Source organism: Ferrovibrio sp. (assembly GCF_036381655.1).
Classification (GTDB): domain Bacteria; phylum Pseudomonadota; class Alphaproteobacteria; order Ferrovibrionales; family Ferrovibrionaceae; genus Ferrovibrio.
In genome coordinates this window covers 148558-167843 of the sequence record NZ_DASVCJ010000076.1, presented here as the reverse complement: position 1 = coordinate 167843, position 19286 = coordinate 148558, and the positions used below count along the sequence as shown (strand labels likewise).

Below are 19286 nucleotides of genomic sequence, written 5' to 3'. Positions count from 1 at the left end.
GACGTCTCCGCTATTTGCCCATCATGGTTTCAGGCAGCCACGTCGCAATCTCTGGGAAGACGCAGAGCAGGATGATGGCGATAATCATGCAGATCATGAAGGGAAGCGCTCCCTTCAGGATCGTGGGCAGCTTCACGTCGGGCGAGATGCCGTTGATGACGTAGAGGTTGAGGCCAACCGGCGGGGTGATAAGGCCCAGTTCCATGTTGATCGTAAAGATCACGCCGAACCAGATGGGATCGAAGCCGGCATTGGTGATGATGGGAGCCAGAATAGGCGTCGTCATCAGGATGATCGCTGCGGGCGGCAGAAAGCATCCGGCCACCAGGAGCAGGATATTGATGAACAGCATCAAGATCCAGCGATTGACCTCCAGCTCCGCGATCCATTGCGCGATGGTCTGGGTCACGAACAGGCTCGACATCATGTAGCCGAACAAGATCGAGGTGGCGATGATCATCAGCAGCATGCCGCTCTCGCGCATGCCGTCGCGCAGGATCAGCCATAATTGCTGCGGCTTCCAGACTTTGTAGATCACCATCACCATGAGAAGGCAGAGCAAGGCGCCCACACCCGCCGCTTCGGATGGCGTCGCGATACCGCCATATAGAGCGTAGATGACGCCTACGATCACCAACGCGAATGGCACAACGCGGGGCAGCAGCTCGAGCCTTTCAGCCAGGGAATAGCGGCGGCTGAAATTGGTCAGCTTCTCACCGCGGTACCAGCTCAAGAGCAAAGCCCAAGCCATGAACAGACCGGTCAGCAGCAACCCCGGCAGGACGCCAGCCAGGAAAAGCTTGCCGATCGAAGTTTCCGAGGCAATGCCGTAGAGAATCATCGTCACGCTGGGCGGAATAAGGATTCCGAGCGTGCCGCCGGCGGCAATCGAACCTGTCGCCAGGTCGGCGGAATAGCCGCGCCGGCGCATTTCGGGGATGCCCATTTTGCCGATCGCGGCGCAGGTCGCCGGCGACGAGCCGGTCAAGGCGGCGAAAAGAGCGCAGGCACCGATATTCGAAATCACCAGCGAGCCGGGAATCCGGTTCAGCCAGCGATTCAGCACTTCATAGAGATCGCCACCTGCCCGGGAAGAGGCAACGGCCGCCCCCATGACGACAAACATAGGGATGGAGACCAGGGTGAAGTCGTCGAGGCCGCCAAACAAAGTGTCAGCCAGGAAATCGAGGCTGCCCCAGCCTTCCAGTATCAGCATAAAGCCCAAAGAGACGACGCCGAGACCGAAAGCGACCGGGATACCGGTGGCGAGGACGAGGATGGAAACGACGCAAATCAACGCGCCGAGATGAAGTTCGTTCACAGACCGTCCCCAGATGTCAGGCCGTCTTCAGGTTTCAGGCCGAAGGGCATGTCGCGACCCGTCGCGATCGCCCAGATGTCGACTATGTATTGCAGGCATAGGAGCCCCATTCCGAGCGGAACGGAGAAGTAGGGGATCCACAGCCGTGCGCGCCAAATCGTGCTGGTCAGACGATTTATCGAATAAGCCTCGTACCACCAGAAAATCGATTCCCAGAATACGACGGCGCAGAAGGCAAGCGCCAGACACGAGGCCAGTAAGGCGAGCGCGACGCGGCTGCGATGCCCCAGAAGAAGAGGCAATAAATCGACATTTACATGACCATGGGTCATCAGAATGTATGGGGCACCGATAAAGGTTGCCGCAATCAGGGAGAAAATGACGAATTCCGTCTGCCATATGGTGGACTGGCCGAGGACCCCCCGCTGAAAGATCATCTGGCAGACAACCAGAATGCTGATCAGGATCAGCAGGATCGCAAAGATCCCGCTGATCCGTGACAGCATTCGCACAAAAGCTGCGAAGCGTTCCATGATGGCAGATTTAACGAACCTGCAGCGCCTTGACGATCAAAGCCTTTCCGTTCGGCACCTTATCGGCAAAGGTCCGATAGGACGATTTGTTCGCGACATCGCGCCACTTATTGGCCTGCTCGTCGGTCATTTCAACGACCTTCACACCGGCCTTTTTGTACACCTCGACGAGCTTTTCATCGAGCTTCTTGGACTCGACGGCAAAGAAGTCCTCGGCCTTTTTCGAGGCATCAAGGATAACCTTCTTCTGCTTGTCGTCCAGCTTGTCGAAGCTGCGCTTGGACATCAGCACCGGCTCATACATGAACCACAGGGCATTGTCGCCCGGTGCCGTCAGGCACTTCAACTGCTCGTAGAGCCGGAAGGAGACAAAGCTGCCCGAAGAGGTGTCGGTGGCGTCGGCCACGCCGGTCTGAAGGGCGTTGTAGACCTCGTTCGAGGGAATAGACACGATCGAAGCGCCAGCCGCAGCCCACATCTCGGCGAAGGTCGCGCCGGCCGAGCGGACTTTTAAGCCCTTCGCGTCGTTCGGTTCCAGAATGCACTTATCCTTCGAGCCGAAGGCACCTGCCAGCCAAGCATCGGCCAGCACCATCGCGCCGGCATCGGTGATGACCTTTTTGATGTCCTGCATGAACGGCGACTTGTTGATGCGTTTGGCATGATCATGGTTCTTGACCAATCCCGGCATCAAGGTCGCGCCGAACTCCGGATGCTGGCCGGAGGCATAGTCGAGCGGGAAGGACGTGATGTCGATCTGTCCCTTCAGCATCGCGTCCCATTGATCCTTCGCCTTCACCAGGCTGGCGCCCGGATAGACCTTGATGTCGAGGCCGACATTGGCCTTGGCCGCCTCGCGGGCGATCATCTGCACCATTTCGTCGCGGACGTCGCCTTTACCGCCCGGGAATTGATGCGACGCCTTTAGCGTCACATTGCCGGCATGTGCAGACCCTGCAATCAGACCGGTCGCCAAAACCGCTGCAAACCCCCAGCTCACCCTTTTATCCATTTTGCTTCCTCCTCACATTATGTAGTTGGATTGCATACTATTTTATTGCCGCACGGCCAACAAGAAATTGGAAGTCCCTGAAAGCGCAATTTTTTGCCCCGGCTATTTCCGGGTCATGGGCAGGGGCAACAGCGGCTCCTCATTGATTTCCCCTCTCGGTGCGACTTGCGGGCGTGTAGCGGAGAGCACGCTTTCGAGGACGTGGCTGGAAACCTCCGCAGCGATTTTTGCCGCGACTTCGGCTGAAATCTTGGCTGCGACCTGAGCCGCAATCTGAGCCGGCGAGGGGGCAGCGGATGCTGAGGGCTGCATTCCATTCACCGAGGGCAGTGGCAATGCTGCCAGCGGCCCTGCCGCGTCATGCGTGCCGGGCCGCTCCTCCAGGCGGCGGATGAACTCCTGTATGATGCGCCGATACAGTTCGTCCTTCAGAATGGCATCTTCTTCGCCCTGATTGATCGAGGGATTGTCGTTCACCTCGATGACGACGACCCCTTTGGACGTCTCCTTCAGGTCCACGCCGTATAGCCCGTTGCCGATCAGGTTAGCGGCTTTCAGTGCCAATTCGACGACGTCCTGCGGCGCTTGCTCGATCGGCAGGGTTCTAAAGCCGCCCTCGGTAAAACGGCCGCTCTCGCTGTGTTTGACGACCTGCCAATGGCCGCGCGACATGAAGTACTGGCAGGCATAGATCGCCTGGCCGCGCAGGATGCCGATGCGCCAGTCGAAATCGGTGTACAGATATTCCTGCGCCAGAATGACATCCGACTCGCGCAGCAGGCGGGCGGCGGCCTCCGCCAGTTGCTGCCGGTTCTCCGCCTTGACGATGCCGCGTGAGAACGAGCCATCCGGAATTTTCAGAATGATCGGATAGGGGATCTCCTGCTCGATCGCCTCGATGCCGCGATTGTCCAGCACGATGGTTTTCGGGATCGGGATCTTGTTCGCCTTCAGCAGCTCGGCGAGATAGACCTTATTTGTGCAGCGAAGAATCGAGGTCGGATCGTCGATGACCGCCATACCCTCGTTTTCAGCCTTCTTTGCGAAACGATACGTGTGATGATCCAGGGCCGTGGTCTCGCGGATGAACAGGGCATCGTATTCGGCAAGCTCGGAATAGTCTTTTTTCTCGATCAGCTCGACCTCAACGCCCATCTGCTCGCCAATCCGGACGAATTTCTGCAGCGTCCGGCGATCCGAGGGCGGCAACGTTTCTGCCGGATTGTATAGAATCGCCAAGCTGTATTTCGCCGCCGGTTTTGCCTTTGGTGTACGCCAGCTCGACCGCGTATAGGATTCAAGGGCGTGCTCGAAGAATTCTTCCTGCTCGGGTTTTAAGTCGCTCAGCGTCATTGGCCGGATCGAAGCGATATGCCAGCCATCATCTGGGGAGATGCTGAGCTTCAGCATCGGGCAGCGGAATTCATCGAAAACCCGGCGCGCCAGATCGGGAAAGCGCAGATCGTCCGTGCGCCCGAAAAAGACCTGGACAGTGAATGGCGCTGTCGGGGTCATCACCAGCTTTTTGATCTGCTGGCGCAGCAGTTCATCCAGTTCCGGGAGGGCATGGCTATAGATGCTGCGCTCGCGAAGCTCGAGGATCGTCTTGACCGACGGAATGACTTTCTGGTTGCGGGCCTCGGCCAGCAGCGAGCAGTAATAGCCGTAGCCGAGATAGGAATAATCCTTGCTGAGATTGATGATCTTGGCCCTCTTGTCCTGCACCAACTCCGGTCGGGTGATGAATTCCCGATTGTTCAGGACCAGGCAGCCTGGATTGCGATATCGGAAATGGGTCTTACGCTCGACGATGATGATGTGCATGACGGCGGGAAGGGCTCCCGTTCAGGTGCGGCCTAAGATGCGCGGGTCCTGTTTCGGATCAGAGGTTTTTCCAACCGCCAAGCATCAGACCCATCCTCGTAATAGTGCGCAATGCGACCGATAAGTCCATAGCCACTTTTCCGGTACAGAGCCAGCGCCGCCCCGTTGCGGACCTTGACCTCCAGGCGCATTGCGGAGGCCCCCTGCGCCCTGGCGGCACTCTCGGCCGCCCGCAGCAGCTTGCGTCCAAGGCCATGGCCACGCATCTGGGGTGAAACGGCAATCGAGTACAGGCGCGCTGCCGGGCTGTCGGCGCGAAAGAACACGACGACGGCGCCTGCCAACGGCTCTTTCCGGCCGCCCCGAGCCAGCAGAATCAGCGCACGGGGATTCCGCAGCGCGGCAGCGTAGCTGCGGCGGGACATGCGGTTGTATCGAAAACTGCGGTTTTCCAGCGCCACCAGCGCATCCAGGTCTGTCAGCCGGGCTTTGCGGATAAGCATCGATCTGGCGTCGATTAACAGGGAGCGGAGGCGCTCAACGCAGGCGGAGAATTGGCACGCTGTCTCCCGTTCTGGCCCGTGGGGCCAAGGGGGCGCGGACGATCAGGCAATCGGCTTGACTGAGCAGGCGAAGCATGGAGCTGTCCTGTCTGTCGAATGCCGTTGCGACCGTACGACCATCGTCGTCTCGGCTCACAGTCGCTCGCAGATAATCCTCGCGCCGGTCATTCTCAGGCAGATCGGTTCCGGTGACAGCCTGTTCGAGACGCACCTCCCAGTCCAGCCCGAGCATGCCGCGCAGGGCCGGGATGAGGAAATTATAGCCACAGACAAGCGCCGAAACCGGGTTGCCCGGCAGGCCCAGCAGCGCGATCCGCCCAGTGCCGCCCAGATCGGCCGATCCGAACATCAGTGGCTTGCCGGGGCGCATGGCGATTCGCCAGAAATCGATACCGCTGCCACCGCCGCCAAGCACCTTATGGATCAAGTCGTGCTCGCCGACGCTGGCGCCTCCGAGCGTCAGCAGCAGGTCGCAGCCTGCGGCAGCAGCCGCCTTGGCCCGCAGATCGGCTTCGTTGTCCCGGGCGATCCCCAAGTCCAGGGCACAGCCGCCATTCGCCTCGATCAGGGCGCAGAGGCCGAAATTGTTCGAACTGATGATCTGGTTGGTCCCGACCGGCTCGCCCGGGCGGACCAACTCATCGCCGGTGGCCAGAACAGCAATCCGTGGCTTGCGCCGCACCGCAAGCCAGGGGATATTCATTGCCGCCGCCAGGGCGATGTCAGAAGGCGTCAATGGCCTTCCGGATTCAAGCAGCGTCTGCCCTTCGGCGAAATCCAACCCGCGGCGCCGGATCCACTGGCCCGGCCGCGGGGCTTCTCGAACCAAGACCACGCCGTCAGGGCCGAGATCAGCATCCTCCTGGATGACGATGGCATCGGCGCCCTCGGGCACCGGGGCGCCAGTGAAGATACGAACGCATTCGCCGGCCTTGACCTTGCCTTCATGGCGGCCGCCGGCTGCCGCCTGTCCGACAGGCTGCAATCTGGCCGGCAGCGCCGCCAGATCGGCATGCCGGCAAGCCCAGCCGTCCATGGCGCTGACATCGAACGGTGGCTGAGTACGGCGCGCGATCAGGTCTTCGGCCAGTATCCTGCCGGCCGCCGTGGTCAGTGATACAGTCTCCGCCGGCATGCGGGGCAGGGCGGCAACGATACGGGCGCGGGCCTCTGCAACAGGAATCATGACGCCTCGAAGGTACCCGATTTACCACCCGTCTTGTGCAGCAGTCGGACGTCGGTGATGCGCATACCGCGATCGACCGCCTTGGCCATATCGTAAATCGTCAAAGCCGCCACGCTGGCAGCCGTCAGCGCTTCCATCTCGACCCCGGTGCGCCCCCGCAGCTTGCAGGTCGCCACGATATCAATGGCGCCTTCACTCGGCTTCGGTTCCAGATCGACTGTCACTTGGCTCAAGGCCACGGGATGGCAAAGCGGGATCAATTCGTGGGTATGTTTCGCGGCCATGATGCCGGCAATCCGTGCCGTCGCCAGCACGTCGCCTTTTGCCGCCTTGCCAGACTGGATCAGCTCCAGTGTTTCCTTGCGCATCAGCACGCGGGCTCCAGCCTTTGCCACCCGCTCGGTTTCCGCCTTGGCCGAAACATCCACCATATGCGCTTCTCCGGCGGCATTGATGTGGCTGAGCCTGGGCCTATCGCTCACGCAGCCAGCTCCTTGCCAGTCAGCAGCAGCCGGGTCGCGGCCTCCACATCGGCTTGACGCATCAGGCTTTCGCCAACCAGGAAGCAACGCGCGCCGACCCGCGCCATGCGATCGAGATCGGCTTTCGTGTGTAGGCCGGATTCCGCGACCAGAAGCGCGTCGGCCGGAACCCTGGCTGCCAGCTCCTCCGTGGTCGCCAGATCGACCGTCAGGGTCTTCAGATTCCGGTTGTTGATGCCGAGGAGCCTGGATTTCAGCTTCAATGCCCGATCGAGTTCCTCGCCATCATGGACTTCGACCAGCACATCCAGCCCGTAATCCGCTGCCGCAGCTTCCAGTTCGGCGGCTTGGTCGTCGCTCAAAGCCGCCATGATCAGCAAGATGCAGTCGGCGCCGAGCGCCCGCGCCTCGATCACTTGATAAGGATCGAGCATGAAGTCCTTGCGGATGATGGGTAAATCCACGGCAGCACGGACCTGACGCAGGTAGTCGTCGCTGCCCTGGAAATAGGGCTCGTCGGTCAGAACGGACAGGCAGGTCGCGCCACCACGGGCGTAAGCGCGGGCAAGGCCGGGGGGATCGAAATCGGCGCGGATCAGTCCCTTGGAGGGCGAGGCTTTCTTGATTTCGGCAATCAAGCCGTAGCGGCCTGCTGCGACCGCTGCACGCAAGGCGTTCTGAAATCCCCGGGGAGCAGGGGTAGACTTTGCCGTATCCGCCAACGCAGCGGCCGGGATCGCTGCTTTGTGCCGGGCGATATGGTCGTATTTGTCGGCGCAGATCTTCGCAAGGACGTCACTCATTTCGGTTCGGCCTTTTCCTCTACCTCCGGCTCCGGCCGTGGCGGCTCATGGGTAATCTCGATCAGGCGAGCGAGCGCCGCCTTGGCCTTGCCACTGTCGATGGATGCCTTCGCCATCTCGGCTCCCTCGCGCAGCCCCGATGCCTTGTCAGCAACCACCAGGGCGGCCGCAGCATTCAACAGAACGATGTCGCGGAAGGCGCCAGGAGATCCGTTAAGCACCGCCCGAAGGGCGACGGCATTGGCGGTCGGCTCGTCGCCTTTGAGATCCTCCAGCCGGGCGCGCGGCAATCCGGCATCTTCCGGCGTGATCTCGAAATGACGCAGCTTTCCAGCGGCGAATTCCGAGACATAGGTGGGGCCGGTGGTGGTGATCTCGTCCAACCCGTCGGAGCCATGTACGACCCAGACCTTTTCCGCTCCCAGCTTGCCCATCACCTCCGCCAAGGGCTCTACCCACTGCCGGTCGAACACGCCGAGCAGTTCGCGCTTGACCAGGGCGGGGTTGCTGAGCGGACCCAGCAGATTGAAAATCGTGCGGGTGCCCAATTCCCCGCGCGTCGGCCCGACATGACGCATGGCGCCATGATGGCGTGGCGCCATCAGGAAGCCGACGCCGGCCTCCTGGATGGCCTTCTCGATCAGGCGAAAATCGCAGTCGAGATTAACGCCCAGCGCGGTCAGCACATCTGCCGCGCCGGTCTTGGACGACACCGCCCGGTTGCCGTGTTTGGCGACCGGTACGCCGCAACCGGCGACCACGAAGGCCGAGCAGGTCGAGACGTTCCAGGTTCCCTTCACGTCGCCGCCAGTGCCAACGATGTCGATGGCACCCGGCGGCGCAGTCACGCCATGCACCTTGGCCCGCATGGTCATGGCGCCGCCGGTGATCTCGTCGACGGTCTCGCCACGAACCCGCAATGCCATCAGGAAGGCCCCCATCTGCGAGGGGGTGGCATTGCCGGACATCATGATGTCGAAGGCGGTCTTCGCGTCGTCGATGCCCAGCCGCTTGCCATCGGCGACCAGTGCCAGCAGCCGCTTGAATTCGGTTACATCGGAACTCATGCGGCCTGCTCTTGAACGGCGGTTTCGTCGACCGGCAGGCCGCAATAACGTACGAAATTGGCGAGCATCATATAGCCGTATTGTGAAGCGATGCTTTCGGGATGGAATTGTACGCCCTGAATGGGAAGATCGCGATGCGCCAGGCCCATGATGACACCGTCCTCCGACCGCGCGGTGACGGTGAGGGTATTAGGAACCGTCGCCGGATCAACGGTCAGCGAATGATAGCGCGTGGCGAGGAAATCCTGCGGCAGGCCGGCAAAGACGCTCTCGCCGTTATGATGAATCCGGCTCAGCTTCCCATGAAGCGGCTGCGGCGCCCGGACTACTTTGCCGCCGAAAGCTTGCCCGATCGCCTGATGGCCCAGGCAGACGCCGAGTAGCGGCAGCTTCCGCTCGGCCGCCTTATCGATCATCGCCAGGCAAATGCCGGCCCGGTCGGGATCGCAGGGGCCCGGGGAGAGCACGATACCCGCCGGGTTCAGCTCGAGGATGGCTTGCGGGGTGGTCTGGTCGTTCCGGAAGACCCGGACCTCCGGACCCAGACGGCCAAAATAGTGGACCAGATTCCACGTAAAACTATCGTAATTATCGATCAAAACCAGCATTTCAGCCTACCTTGCGGCCGCAGCCTAGCACACCCTCATCCCTCTCGGACAGGCGCCGGCACAACCCTCAGAACGATAATGGCCCGACGGCTAATTCTTCCGCAAATTCATAGTATTGCGATATTTCGAAAAACAAAGAACAATCTCAACCAAGGATAGATGTTGGGGGATTCGTTATGAGAGTCAGGTGGCCGACGCTTACCTTGCGTGCCGGTATCAAACAGCGGCTGTATTTGGCAGTCGGGGCTATCGCCAGCTTTGCGCTGGTGTCCGCTGCAGCCGGATGGTTTGCCCTGACAAGGCTGGACAAGGCCATGGCTGTGGTGACCGACGAGGGGGTCACCAGCGTCATCGCCAGCCTCAACCTGGCGGCACAGGTTGCCGATATCGCCGGCTCAGCCCCTGATCTGGTCGCCGCCGAGAACATTAATGAGCTTCAGTCGGTTGCCAATAAAATCAAAGAGAAAGAGGAAAAAATTAACGCGGTGCTGAACCTGATCAGCATCTCGGCGGCGGGCGAGCGCGCGGAAGCCATCCAAAAGCAGACCAAGGCACTGCTCGCCAGGATCGGGCAATTGCGGCAGCTGGTGGATGCCCGGATCCGTACGACCCAGTTCCGCACCGATGAGACGGCAAAGCTTGCTGCAGCCCACGAGGCTTTCCTGAAGCTGGCCGGCCCCATGGTCGAGGATGCCGTCTTCGACCTGACCTCGGGCATGACATCGGTCACCTCGTCCGGCGACCTCATCAAGATCGAACAGTCACTCAGTAAACTGGCCAATACCGAGCTGTTGATGCTGCAGGGCATCAGCAGCCTTATCTCGGAGGTCAATAATACGGTCGGCCTTTTAGCGGTCGGCGCCCAGGCCGCCAATATGGATGAACTCCAGAAGATGAGCGGTCTTTACGAAGAATCGGCGGAGAAAGTCGAACGCACGTTGGCGTATATCGAAAAGATAAAACCCAACGAGCAGCTCCATGATGCGACCGTCGCCATCCTGGATTTTGGCAGTCCGGGAATTGGCGTGATCAGCCTGCGCGAGCAGGAATTGTCGGCGACCGCCCAGACACGGCGGGCGCTCGGCGTAAGCCGTCAGGCAGCGCAGGAGCTTGGCGCCCTGACCGATCAGACGGTCGGATCCGCCAATCAAGGCGTCATGGATGCCGCCAGCGAAGCACGCAAGACCAGCGCCAGCGGCAAGCTCATCCTTGCCATCGTAGCAGCGGCCAGCCTGCTGGCCGCTGTGGCGCTCGGGTGGCTCTATATCGGCCGCCGGGTGGTGGATCCACTTGTCCTGCTGACCGCCGTGATGAACAAGCTGTCCAATCGCGAGTGGGGCACGGAAGTCCCCGACCGGTCCCGTGGCGACGAGATCGGCGACATGGCCCGCGCCGTGCAGGTGTTCAAGGAAAACGGCCTGCAGAATGAAGAACTGCAGCAGCAGGTGGAGCGCAACCGTCTCGCAGCGGAGGAACAGCGGCGGGAGCAGGAAAATCTGCTGGACCGCGCCGTCGGCGAAGTGGTCGGGGCTGCCGCCGAGGGCGATTTGTCCGCCCGGATCGAAATCCAGCAACTGGACGGGACGATGCGGCGCCTGGGAGAGCGGATGAATGGCCTGCTGGCCACGCTGGAGGACGTGTTCGCCAACTTCGGCGGCGCGCTGGCGGCCATGGCCCGCGGAGATTTCACTCATCGGATCGAAGCCGAGTATTCGGGCCTCTTCGACAGCCTGAAACGCGACGCCAACCAGGCGGCACAGCAGTTGGCCGAGACGGTTGGGCGGGTGGCCGGGGCCGCGGCCACGGTCCGCGACGCCGCCGCGGAAATTTCGACCGGCAGCAACGATCTGGCAAGCCGCACCGAGCAACAGGCCGCCAGCCTCGAGGAAACCGCCGCTTCCATGCATCAGATCACCGCCACCGTGAAGCAGAATGCCGATAACGCCGAAGCGGCCAATCAGCTTGCGATGGCCGCTCGGGATACCGCCGAAAAGGGCGGACAGGTGGTTCAGGATGCCGTTTCCGCGGTCACCCGTATCGAGGACAGCGCGCGGAAAATCTCGGATATCGTCGGCCTGATCGACGAGATCGCGTTCCAGACGAACCTGCTGGCGTTGAACGCCTCGGTCGAAGCGGCCCGGGCCGGCGAAGCCGGGAAGGGCTTTGCCGTGGTCGCGCAGGAAGTGCGGGCCCTGGCCCAGCGTTCGGCCGACGCGTCCAAGGAAATCAAGACGCTGATCCAAGCCAGCACGAACGAAGTCCGTGAGGGCGCCCGGCTGGTCAATCTGACCGGTGGAAGCCTCGCCGAGATCGTCACGGCGGTGAAGAAAGTGGCCGACATCATCGGCGAGATCACCTCGGCCAGCCGGGAGCAGGCGGTCGGGCTGGAAGAGGTCAACACGGCGGTAGCCAATATGGATGAAATGACCCAGCGGAATGGTGCGCTTGTCGAACAGACGACAGCCTCGTCGCAGGCGATGGCGCGACAGGCACAGGAACTTGCGGAATTAGTGGGACAATTCCGTATCTAGGGTGACATTTTAGCATTTGACCGCTGCGGCCAGCGCGCTATACCGATCCAGCGTTTATTCTCAGGAGGACGGTATGGCCAAGGCCGATGCCATCAAGGTCGCGATTTTGGGTGCCAGCGGTTACACGGGCGCGGAGCTGCTCCGCATCCTGCTGCGTCATCCGCGCGTCCGCATCGTCGCCCTGACCGCCGACAGGAAGGCTGGGGAGGGTATCGAAACCGTTTTCCCGCAATTCATCGGCCTCGGCCTGCCCAAGCTGGTTACCATCAAGGAAGTTGATTGGTCGCAGGTCGATGCTGCCTTTTGCGCCTTGCCGCATGGCACGACCCAGGAAGTCATCGCCGGCCTGCCGCCGCATTTGAAGGTGATCGACCTGTCGGCCGACTTCCGGCTGCGGGACACCGCCGAATATGCCAAATGGTATGGCCACGAGCACCTGGCGCCGAAACTGCAGGACGAGGCGGTCTATGGACTAACCGAAATCCGGCGTTCGGAGATCGCCAATGCCCGGCTGGTGGCCAATCCCGGCTGCTATCCGACCTCGGCCCAATTGCCGCTGGTGCCGCTGATCGCGGCGGGCCTTATCGATGCGGATGACATTGTCATCGATGCCAAGTCGGGCGTATCCGGCGCCGGCCGGGGCCTGAAGGAGAGTTCGCTGTATTGCGAGGCGGCAGAGGGCACGCATGCCTATGCGGTTGCTTCGCACCGGCATGGCCCGGAAATCGAGCAGGAGCTTTCGGCGGCAGCCGGCCGGCCGATCGTGGTCAACTTCACGCCGCATCTGATGCCGATGAACCGCGGCATGCTGTCCAGCATCTATGTCCGGCTGCAGAATGGAGCGACGGCCGACGATCTTCGCGCCGCGCTGCTGCAGCGCTACGCCGTCGAACCGTTCGTACAGATTGTCCCTCAGGGCGTTTCGCCGCAGACCCGCCATGTCCGCGGCACCAATGCCTGCCATATCGGGGTTTTTGCCGACCGGGTCAAAGGACGGGCGATGCTGTTTTCCGTTATCGACAATCTGATGAAGGGGGCTAGCGGGCAGGCAGTGCAGAATTTTAACGTCATGTTCGGCTTACCGGAAACGACCGGGCTCGATCAGATCGCGCTGTTCCCGTAATGCCGGCGCTCGTTCTGCCTTTCGGGGACAAGCAGCCCGTCATTGCGCCGGACGCCTTTATTGCCCCGAATGCCACCGTCATCGGCGATGTCGAGATCGGCGCCGCCAGTTCGATCTGGTTCGGCTGCATCCTGCGCGGCGATGTGCGGGACATTCGCATCGGTAGTGAAACGAATATCCAGGATGGCAGCGTCGTCCACGTCACCCGGGCGCGCTTTTCCACGACCATCGGCTCGAACGTCACGGTAGGGCATCTTGCCCTGATCCACGGCTGCGTGCTGGAGGATCACAGCTTCGTCGGCATGCAGGCGACTGTCATGGATGGCTGCGTGATCGAGAGTGACGGCATGCTGGCAGCCGGCTCATTGCTGACGCCCGGGAAACGGATCGGCCGGGGCGAGCTCTGGGGCGGCCGTCCCGCCAGGCTGATGCGCCGCCTGGATGGCGAAGAAATCGAGCGAAACCGCCAAACATCTAGCCATTATTCAAGGTTGGCCGCGACATATCGCCAGCAGCTCGGCGCCGTCCGTTAATGAATTGTTGAAGGCGGGTTGATAGTCTCAACATCCAACTCTGCCATTTGGGCTTAAGTGGATGAAGAGACAATGACAACCGACGCTCAGCATTCATCCTGGCCTGACGATCTCTACGATCAGATCAAGTCGCATGGCGAATTCCTGTCCGGACGCCTGGGCAAGCTCAATCGTGGCAAGCAACTCACGCTGGTTGGCGCCGACCTGACCGGGATCAAGCTGGTCGGGATGAACCTGCAGCGGGCAATCTTTCGCAGTTGCCGGTTCTATTGTGCCGATTTACGGAATTCCGATTTCAGCCAGGCGGTTCTGACCGGCTGCGATTTCTCCGGCGCCGACCTGACCAATGCCCGCTTCATCTGGGCCAATTTGCGTGGCGCCGATCTGTCCCGCGCGATCCTGAAGGGCACACGGTTCGAGAATGCAGACATGCGCCCGATGACCGAGGCGCCAGTGCCGCCGCATGGCAAGGGCGGTGTGGTATCCCTAAGCGACACCACGCTGCACAACACCAACCTTAGCCAGGCCAAACTGATCGGCGCTTCGTTTGTCGGAGCGATCCTGGACGGCGCTATACTCGACAATGCCGATCTTGAGGGGGCGGATTTTTCTTATTCCACGATCAGCAACGTACAGTTCAAAAATGCCAAACTGAGGGATGCCAATTTCCGCCTGGCGGACTTTCCCGCCGAAATTATGAAGCAATTGCAGGGCACGGAAGCGAAGGTCCCGCAGGAAGTGACACCGGAGGTTATCGAGCAGGTCTTACGCGATCATCAAGCCTGGATCGATTCTGACGGCCAGGTCGGCCGGCGCGCCAACATGTCCGGCTGGTATTTGTCGCGCGCGCATTTGGCCCAGGCCAATCTCAACGGCGCCGACTTGCGGAAAGTCAATTTTTCAAACGCCAATCTGCATGGCGCCAAGTTGATCTGCTCGGATCTGCGGGAAGCGAATTTGATGTATGCCAATCTGACCGGCATCGATCTACGCGGTGCCCAGGTCGAAGGGGCGCGCGGCCTGCCTTCAGGCTAGCGCCGGGAACCAGTGGCTTTATTGGTGCCGTTCAACCCCTTGATGGCACGGTGGATGCGGCGCCAGACCAGATTGCCGGCGAAATTGCCGCTCGAAGCCATCTCGTTGACTTGCTTATTCGCATAAGCTTCTGCCCGACGCGGGCCTTGCTCGGCGATCAGATCGCGTGCCGTCCGCCAGATGTCTGCATCCGATGTCATTTCCTCAAATTCCGCGGAAATGGTTACGGAAGGGTTGGCGAAATTCCGTCAGCTGAATTCCTCGCATTGGGAGTAAATACCTAGCAGGCAATATCCTCCGACTAAAGTCGAACAGCATTATTGTGGGGCCGCTGCTGCGCACGTTACCGCCTGCGGGGGGATTTTACGCTAGACTAGTCAAAACACGGCGCAATCGAATAGAAAGTTTTCTATTCGTGTTGATGCCGAAAACGATAAGAATAATCAGGGGGAAACCCCACGGGGAGGGGTTATGCGGGCCTTGAGCAATGTTTCTGTCGGTTTGCGTGTCGGGCTGGCGGTCATCCTTTTGGCCATAGCGGCGTTCGGGTGGATTTGGACCGCACAACAGCCGACTGACCTTCCTGCTCATTGGATTTCCATCGCCGCACTGGTGCTGCTGGCAGCCGACAGCCTGCTCATTGTCTCCCTGGCCCATTCCGGCACGGGCATCATCAAGCTGCTCCAGAACTGGCCTTTCCTTGATCTCGAAACCGTGGCCGTCGCAGGACCCGCCCGCGATGCGCTGGCGAGACTGAAAGGACAGTGGAAGGCCGAACACGACAAGAGCGCCGCACTGCAGCAGCGTATTGCCGAGCTGGAGCGAGAGCTGCAGGAGGTGCGCCAGGCCGATAGCAAAGCGCTTGACGACATGATCAGGCTGTATGGAGCGATCAGCGACGGTGTTCTGCATCAACGGCTGGACGAGAAAAATGCCAAGGGAGACCGCAAGCTCGTCGAGCGTTTCAATCAGATGGCGGCGACACTGGATGGCGTGGTCGGCGATCTGAAGACTTTATTCGCCCGCATGGCCGATGGTGATTTGTCGAGCGGATTGTCAAACGACTATCGCGGAGACTTTGCCGTCATCCGCGAGGCAGCCGGACAAGCCATCGAACGGTTGGGAGATGTGATCGGAACCATCGTTCAGGCGGCCAACACGATTTCCGGCGCCACGGTCCAGTTGACCAAGGAAGCCCAGGGGCTGGCCGAAAGTGCGGCGGCGCAATCGGATCGCCTGGATCACACGGCGGCCGATGCGGCGAGCCTGAGCGACGCTGCCCGCGCCAACGAGGCGACCGCGAAACGGGCAAACCAGCAGGCAGAACAAGCCAGGGCCGCCGCCGAGAATGGCGTGCAGGTAGTGAGCCGGTCGATCGAGGCCATGAACGAGATGGCGGAGATGTCGCAGCGCATCTCGGAGATCACGTCGCTGATCAACGAAATCGCCTTCCAGACCAACCTTCTGGCCCTGAACGCGTCCGTCGAGGCAGCCCGCGCCGGTGAAGCCGGCAAGGGTTTTGCCGTGGTGGCCCAGGAGGTTCGCGCGTTGGCGCAACGCTCCGCGAACGCATCCAAGGATATCGGCAGCATCATCAAACAGTCGAACGACAAGGTTAAATCCGGCGTTGCACTGGTCCGCGAAACCGGGACCGTGCTGAGCCAGATCGTCGATGCCATCGACACCATGGGACAGCAGCTCCATGAGATCGAGCAGGCCAGCACCGATCAGTCGGGGCGGGTTGACGGCGTCAGCCACGCCATCATCGATATGAATGCAGCTACACGTGGCTATCTGTCGATGGTCCAACGCACCGGAGCAGCGATCCAGGATATCGATCAGCAGGTTGCCAATCTGGCAACGCAGATAGCCTTCGTAACGACAACCGCCGATCATCCGTGTCTCGTCGCCGCACAGAAGGCGGCGGCTCAAATCAGTACTCTGTTCGAATCTGCTTTAGATCGAGGCGAACTGAGCTTGGACGATCTCTTCGATGAAAATTATGTTCCGGTCAAAGGCAGCAATCCGCAGCAATTCATGACCCGCTTCGTCAGCTTTACCGACAAGGTCCTGCCGGATATTCAGGAGCCGCTGCTGAAATCGAACTCGGCCATTGCCTTCTGCGCCGCGGTGGACCGCAACGGATATCTGCCGACCCATAATCTGAAATACTGTCAGCCGCAGGGCGACGATCCGGTCTGGAACGCGGCCAATTCCCGCAATCGCCGGATGTTCAACGACACCGTGGGGCTGGCCTGCGGCCGCAACACCAAGCCATACCTGCTGCAATGTTATCGCCGCGACATGGGCGGCGGCGTCTTCATCCTGATGAAAGACATGTCGGCGCCGATCACCGTACGGGGCCGCCACTGGGGCGGCTTCCGCATCGGATACAAGACTTAGATCTTTAAATCCGCTCGATGATCATGGCGATACCCTGGCCGACACCGATGCACATGGTGCAAAGGCCATAGCGGCCGCCGGTACGTTCGAGCTGATTGAGCGCCGTGGTCAAAAGACGGGCACCACTCATGCCGAGCGGGTGGCCCAGGGCGATCGCCCCGCCATTCGGATTCACGTAAGTTGCGTCATCCGGGATTTTAAGTTCGCGCAAGCAGGCAAGGGATTGCGCCGCGAAAGCCTCGTTCAACTCGATGACGTCGATGTCGCGGATCGTCATCCCGGCTTTTGCCAGCACCTTTCCGGTCGCCGGCACGGGACCGATGCCCATGATCCGCGGCGGCACACCGGCCGTCGCGGTCGCGATGATCCGCCCCCGCAAAGTCAGGCCATGTTTCTTGGCCGCCGCCTCCGAAGCCAATATCAGCGCCGCAGCACCGTCATTCACCCCCGACGCGTTGCCGGCCGTGACTGTGCCGCCCTGACGGAACGGGGTCGGCAGGCGCGACAAGGCTTCGATCGAGGTTTCACGCGGGTGCTCGTCGCGATCGACGACAACCGGGTCGCCCTTGCGGCTGGGAATGGTGACCGGCGTGATCTCGGCTTCGAACAGCCCCAGTTTGATCGCATTCAAAGCCCTCTGCTGGCTGCGAAGGGCGAACGCGTCCTGATCGGCACGGCTGATGCGGAATTGCTCGGCCACGTTTTCCGCCGTTTCCGGCATCGAATCTACGCCGTATTTCTGCTTCAGCAGTTTATTGACGAAACGCCAGCCGATCGTCGTGTCGTAGATCTCGGCGGTGCGCGAAAAGGCCGCTTCGGCTTTCGCCATCACGAATGGCGCACGGCTCATGCTTTCAACGCCGCCGGCAATGACGAGGTCGGCTTCACCGGTCTTGATCGCGCGGGCCCCGGCACTGGCTGCTTCCAGGCCCGAGCCGCAGAGGCGGTTGACCGTCGCGCCGGGAACCTTGTCCGGCAAGCCAGCCAGCAATAGCGCCATGCGGGCAACATTGCGGTTGTCTTCGCCGGCCTGGTTCGCACAGCCATAGATGACGTCATCGACCGCATTCCAGTCGACGGCAGGGTTCCGCTGCATCAGCGCCTTGATCGGGATGGCGGCAAGATCGTCGGCGCGCACGGCCGACAGCGCACCGCCGTAACGGCCGACAGGTGTACGGATGGCATCGCAGATGAAAGCCTCGGTCATTTGTCTCTCCCTAGGGTCTCTCGTCGATCGGGGCTGAATGAAATCGCTTACACGGGTTTGGTACGGCCGATAATCTCCGAGAACAGGGTGGAGTCAATATTTCCGCCGGAGGCGACCGCCACCACCGTGCGCTTAGCGCACGGAATTTTGCCGTTCAGAATGCTGGCAAGCGCCACAGCTCCGCCGGGCTCTACCACCAGCTTGAAATAGTGGAAGGCCGTCGCGATGGCGATTTCAACTTCGTCGTCCGTGGCAGTGACGCCGCCGGCAAGGTTTGTCGACATCACGCCATAGGTGATGTCGCCCGGATGGGGCGCCATCAATGCGTCGCAGAAGGTTTTCCCGCTGCCATCATGGCTGCAAATCTTGCCTGCGGCCAGGGAGCGGCTGATGTCGTCGAACTTGTCCGGCTCCGCGCAATAGACAGCGCAATCAGGATGGCGATCCTTGATGGCAAGCGACACGCCGGCGATCAACCCGCCGCCCGATGCCGGAGCGACCACCACATCGGGCTTGCCGTCACGCTCGGCACACTGTACCGCAATTTCAAGGCCGATAGTGCCTTGGCCGGAGATGATGTAAGGATCATTGAAGGGGGGAACGACAGTCATGCCGCGATCGCGGGCATAGCGCTTGCCGATCTCCTCGCGATCTTCCTTGTAGCGGTCATACAGCACGACTTCTGCGCCATAGGCGCGGGTATTGGCGATCTTGATTTCGGGTGCATCGGCCGGCATCACGATCACGGCCGGTGTGCCGCAGATCTTCGCGGCATAGGCGGTGCCTTGCGCATGATTGCCGGAGGAATAAGCGACCACGCCACGCTGACGTTCAGCTGCGGACAGGCGGCTGATACGATTATAGGCGCCACGGAACTTGAAGGAGCCGGCCAATTGCAACGGCTCCGCCTTGAGCAGCAGACGCCCGCCCAGTTTTTCGTTTAGCAAGGGGTTTTCCAGAACAGGCGTGCGAACGGCAATGCCTCGTAGCTGCCTTGCCGCATCCTCGACATCGGCGATGGTCGGAAGTGAGGGAAGCTCCGTCGGTGCATTCAT

The 19286-nt window shown here is 61.0% G+C and carries 18 protein-coding genes; 5 read left to right on the top strand and 13 right to left on the bottom strand.

Annotated elements, in window-relative coordinates:
- Nucleotides 1-10: 10 nt before the first annotated feature.
- The 10 genes from VF194_RS17670 to VF194_RS17625 form a co-directional block, all read right to left on the bottom strand.
- Nucleotides 11-1321, bottom strand: coding sequence for a TRAP transporter large permease (locus tag VF194_RS17670; protein ID WP_330892512.1), 1311 nt, complete (start codon nucleotides 1319-1321; stop codon nucleotides 11-13).
- Complete coding sequence (locus VF194_RS17665; protein ID WP_330892511.1) at nucleotides 1318-1854, bottom strand: TRAP transporter small permease; 537 nt, start codon at nucleotides 1852-1854, stop codon at nucleotides 1318-1320. Before VF194_RS17665 ends, VF194_RS17670 begins: the two co-directional genes overlap by 4 nt.
- A 10-nt stretch (nucleotides 1855-1864) precedes the next feature.
- The gene (gene dctP / locus VF194_RS17660) at nucleotides 1865-2866 is read right to left on the bottom strand and encodes a TRAP transporter substrate-binding protein DctP (protein WP_330892510.1); all 1002 of its coding nucleotides are present in this window, start codon (nucleotides 2864-2866) and stop codon (nucleotides 1865-1867) included.
- A 102-nt stretch (nucleotides 2867-2968) separates the two neighbouring features.
- Nucleotides 2969-4690 carry a RimK family protein gene (locus VF194_RS17655; RefSeq protein WP_330892509.1) on the bottom strand — a complete coding sequence of 574 codons (1722 nt, stop codon included), beginning with the start codon at nucleotides 4688-4690 and terminating at the stop codon, nucleotides 2969-2971.
- 32 nt (nucleotides 4691-4722) lie between these two features.
- A complete protein-coding gene (locus tag VF194_RS17650) occupies nucleotides 4723-5193 on the bottom strand; it encodes an N-acetyltransferase (protein WP_330892508.1) in 471 nt (156 codons plus the stop codon).
- A gap of 34 nt (nucleotides 5194-5227) precedes the next feature.
- Complete coding sequence (gene glp / locus VF194_RS17645) at nucleotides 5228-6439, bottom strand: gephyrin-like molybdotransferase Glp (protein ID WP_330892507.1); 1212 nt, start codon at nucleotides 6437-6439, stop codon at nucleotides 5228-5230.
- Nucleotides 6436-6921 (bottom strand): cyclic pyranopterin monophosphate synthase MoaC, encoded by a 486-nt coding sequence (gene moaC / locus VF194_RS17640; protein ID WP_330892506.1) that lies wholly within the window; start codon nucleotides 6919-6921, stop codon nucleotides 6436-6438. The genes glp and moaC overlap by 4 nt, the downstream gene beginning before the upstream one ends.
- Nucleotides 6918-7724 (bottom strand): indole-3-glycerol phosphate synthase TrpC, encoded by an 807-nt coding sequence (trpC, locus tag VF194_RS17635; protein WP_330892505.1) that lies wholly within the window; start codon nucleotides 7722-7724, stop codon nucleotides 6918-6920. The genes moaC and trpC overlap by 4 nt, the downstream gene beginning before the upstream one ends.
- Nucleotides 7721-8791 carry an anthranilate phosphoribosyltransferase gene (gene trpD / locus VF194_RS17630; RefSeq protein ID WP_330892504.1) on the bottom strand — a complete coding sequence of 357 codons (1071 nt, stop codon included), beginning with the start codon at nucleotides 8789-8791 and terminating at the stop codon, nucleotides 7721-7723. Before trpD ends, trpC begins: the two co-directional genes overlap by 4 nt.
- Nucleotides 8788-9399 (bottom strand): aminodeoxychorismate/anthranilate synthase component II, encoded by a 612-nt coding sequence (locus tag VF194_RS17625; RefSeq protein ID WP_330892503.1) that lies wholly within the window; start codon nucleotides 9397-9399, stop codon nucleotides 8788-8790. Before VF194_RS17625 ends, trpD begins: the two co-directional genes overlap by 4 nt.
- A gap of 203 nt (nucleotides 9400-9602) precedes the next feature.
- On the opposite strand from VF194_RS17625, the gene VF194_RS17620 reads away from it, so the two are divergent.
- From VF194_RS17620 to VF194_RS17605, 4 genes are all read left to right on the top strand, one after another.
- A complete protein-coding gene (locus VF194_RS17620; RefSeq protein ID WP_330892502.1) occupies nucleotides 9603-11930 on the top strand; it encodes a methyl-accepting chemotaxis protein in 2328 nt (775 codons plus the stop codon).
- Between the two features lie 73 nt (nucleotides 11931-12003).
- On the top strand, nucleotides 12004-13053 hold the full coding sequence (gene argC, locus VF194_RS17615) for an N-acetyl-gamma-glutamyl-phosphate reductase (protein WP_330892501.1): 1050 nt from the start codon (nucleotides 12004-12006) through the stop codon (nucleotides 13051-13053).
- Nucleotides 13053-13586 carry a gamma carbonic anhydrase family protein gene (locus tag VF194_RS17610; RefSeq protein WP_330892500.1) on the top strand — a complete coding sequence of 178 codons (534 nt, stop codon included), beginning with the start codon at nucleotides 13053-13055 and terminating at the stop codon, nucleotides 13584-13586. Before argC ends, VF194_RS17610 begins: the two co-directional genes overlap by 1 nt.
- Before the next feature lie 57 nt (nucleotides 13587-13643).
- Nucleotides 13644-14621: a pentapeptide repeat-containing protein gene (locus tag VF194_RS17605; RefSeq protein WP_330892499.1), complete on the top strand. Its 978-nt coding sequence runs from the start codon at nucleotides 13644-13646 to the stop codon at nucleotides 14619-14621.
- Here VF194_RS17605 and VF194_RS17600 read toward each other — a convergent pair.
- Nucleotides 14618-14821, bottom strand: coding sequence for a hypothetical protein (locus VF194_RS17600; protein ID WP_330892498.1), 204 nt, complete (start codon nucleotides 14819-14821; stop codon nucleotides 14618-14620). The two genes, VF194_RS17605 and VF194_RS17600, sit on opposite strands and share 4 nt — an antisense overlap.
- A 271-nt stretch (nucleotides 14822-15092) precedes the next feature.
- On the opposite strand from VF194_RS17600, the gene VF194_RS17595 reads away from it, so the two are divergent.
- Nucleotides 15093-17024, top strand: a complete 1932-nt coding sequence (locus VF194_RS17595; protein WP_330892497.1) for a methyl-accepting chemotaxis protein — start codon at nucleotides 15093-15095, stop codon at nucleotides 17022-17024.
- Between the two features lie 4 nt (nucleotides 17025-17028).
- Here the strand turns inward: VF194_RS17595 and pcaF are convergent, their stop codons facing one another.
- Nucleotides 17029-18231, bottom strand: coding sequence for a 3-oxoadipyl-CoA thiolase (gene pcaF / locus VF194_RS17590; RefSeq protein WP_330892496.1), 1203 nt, complete (start codon nucleotides 18229-18231; stop codon nucleotides 17029-17031).
- A 47-nt stretch (nucleotides 18232-18278) separates the two neighbouring features.
- Nucleotides 18279-19286 (bottom strand): threonine/serine dehydratase, encoded by a 1008-nt coding sequence (locus VF194_RS17585; protein ID WP_330892495.1) that lies wholly within the window; start codon nucleotides 19284-19286, stop codon nucleotides 18279-18281.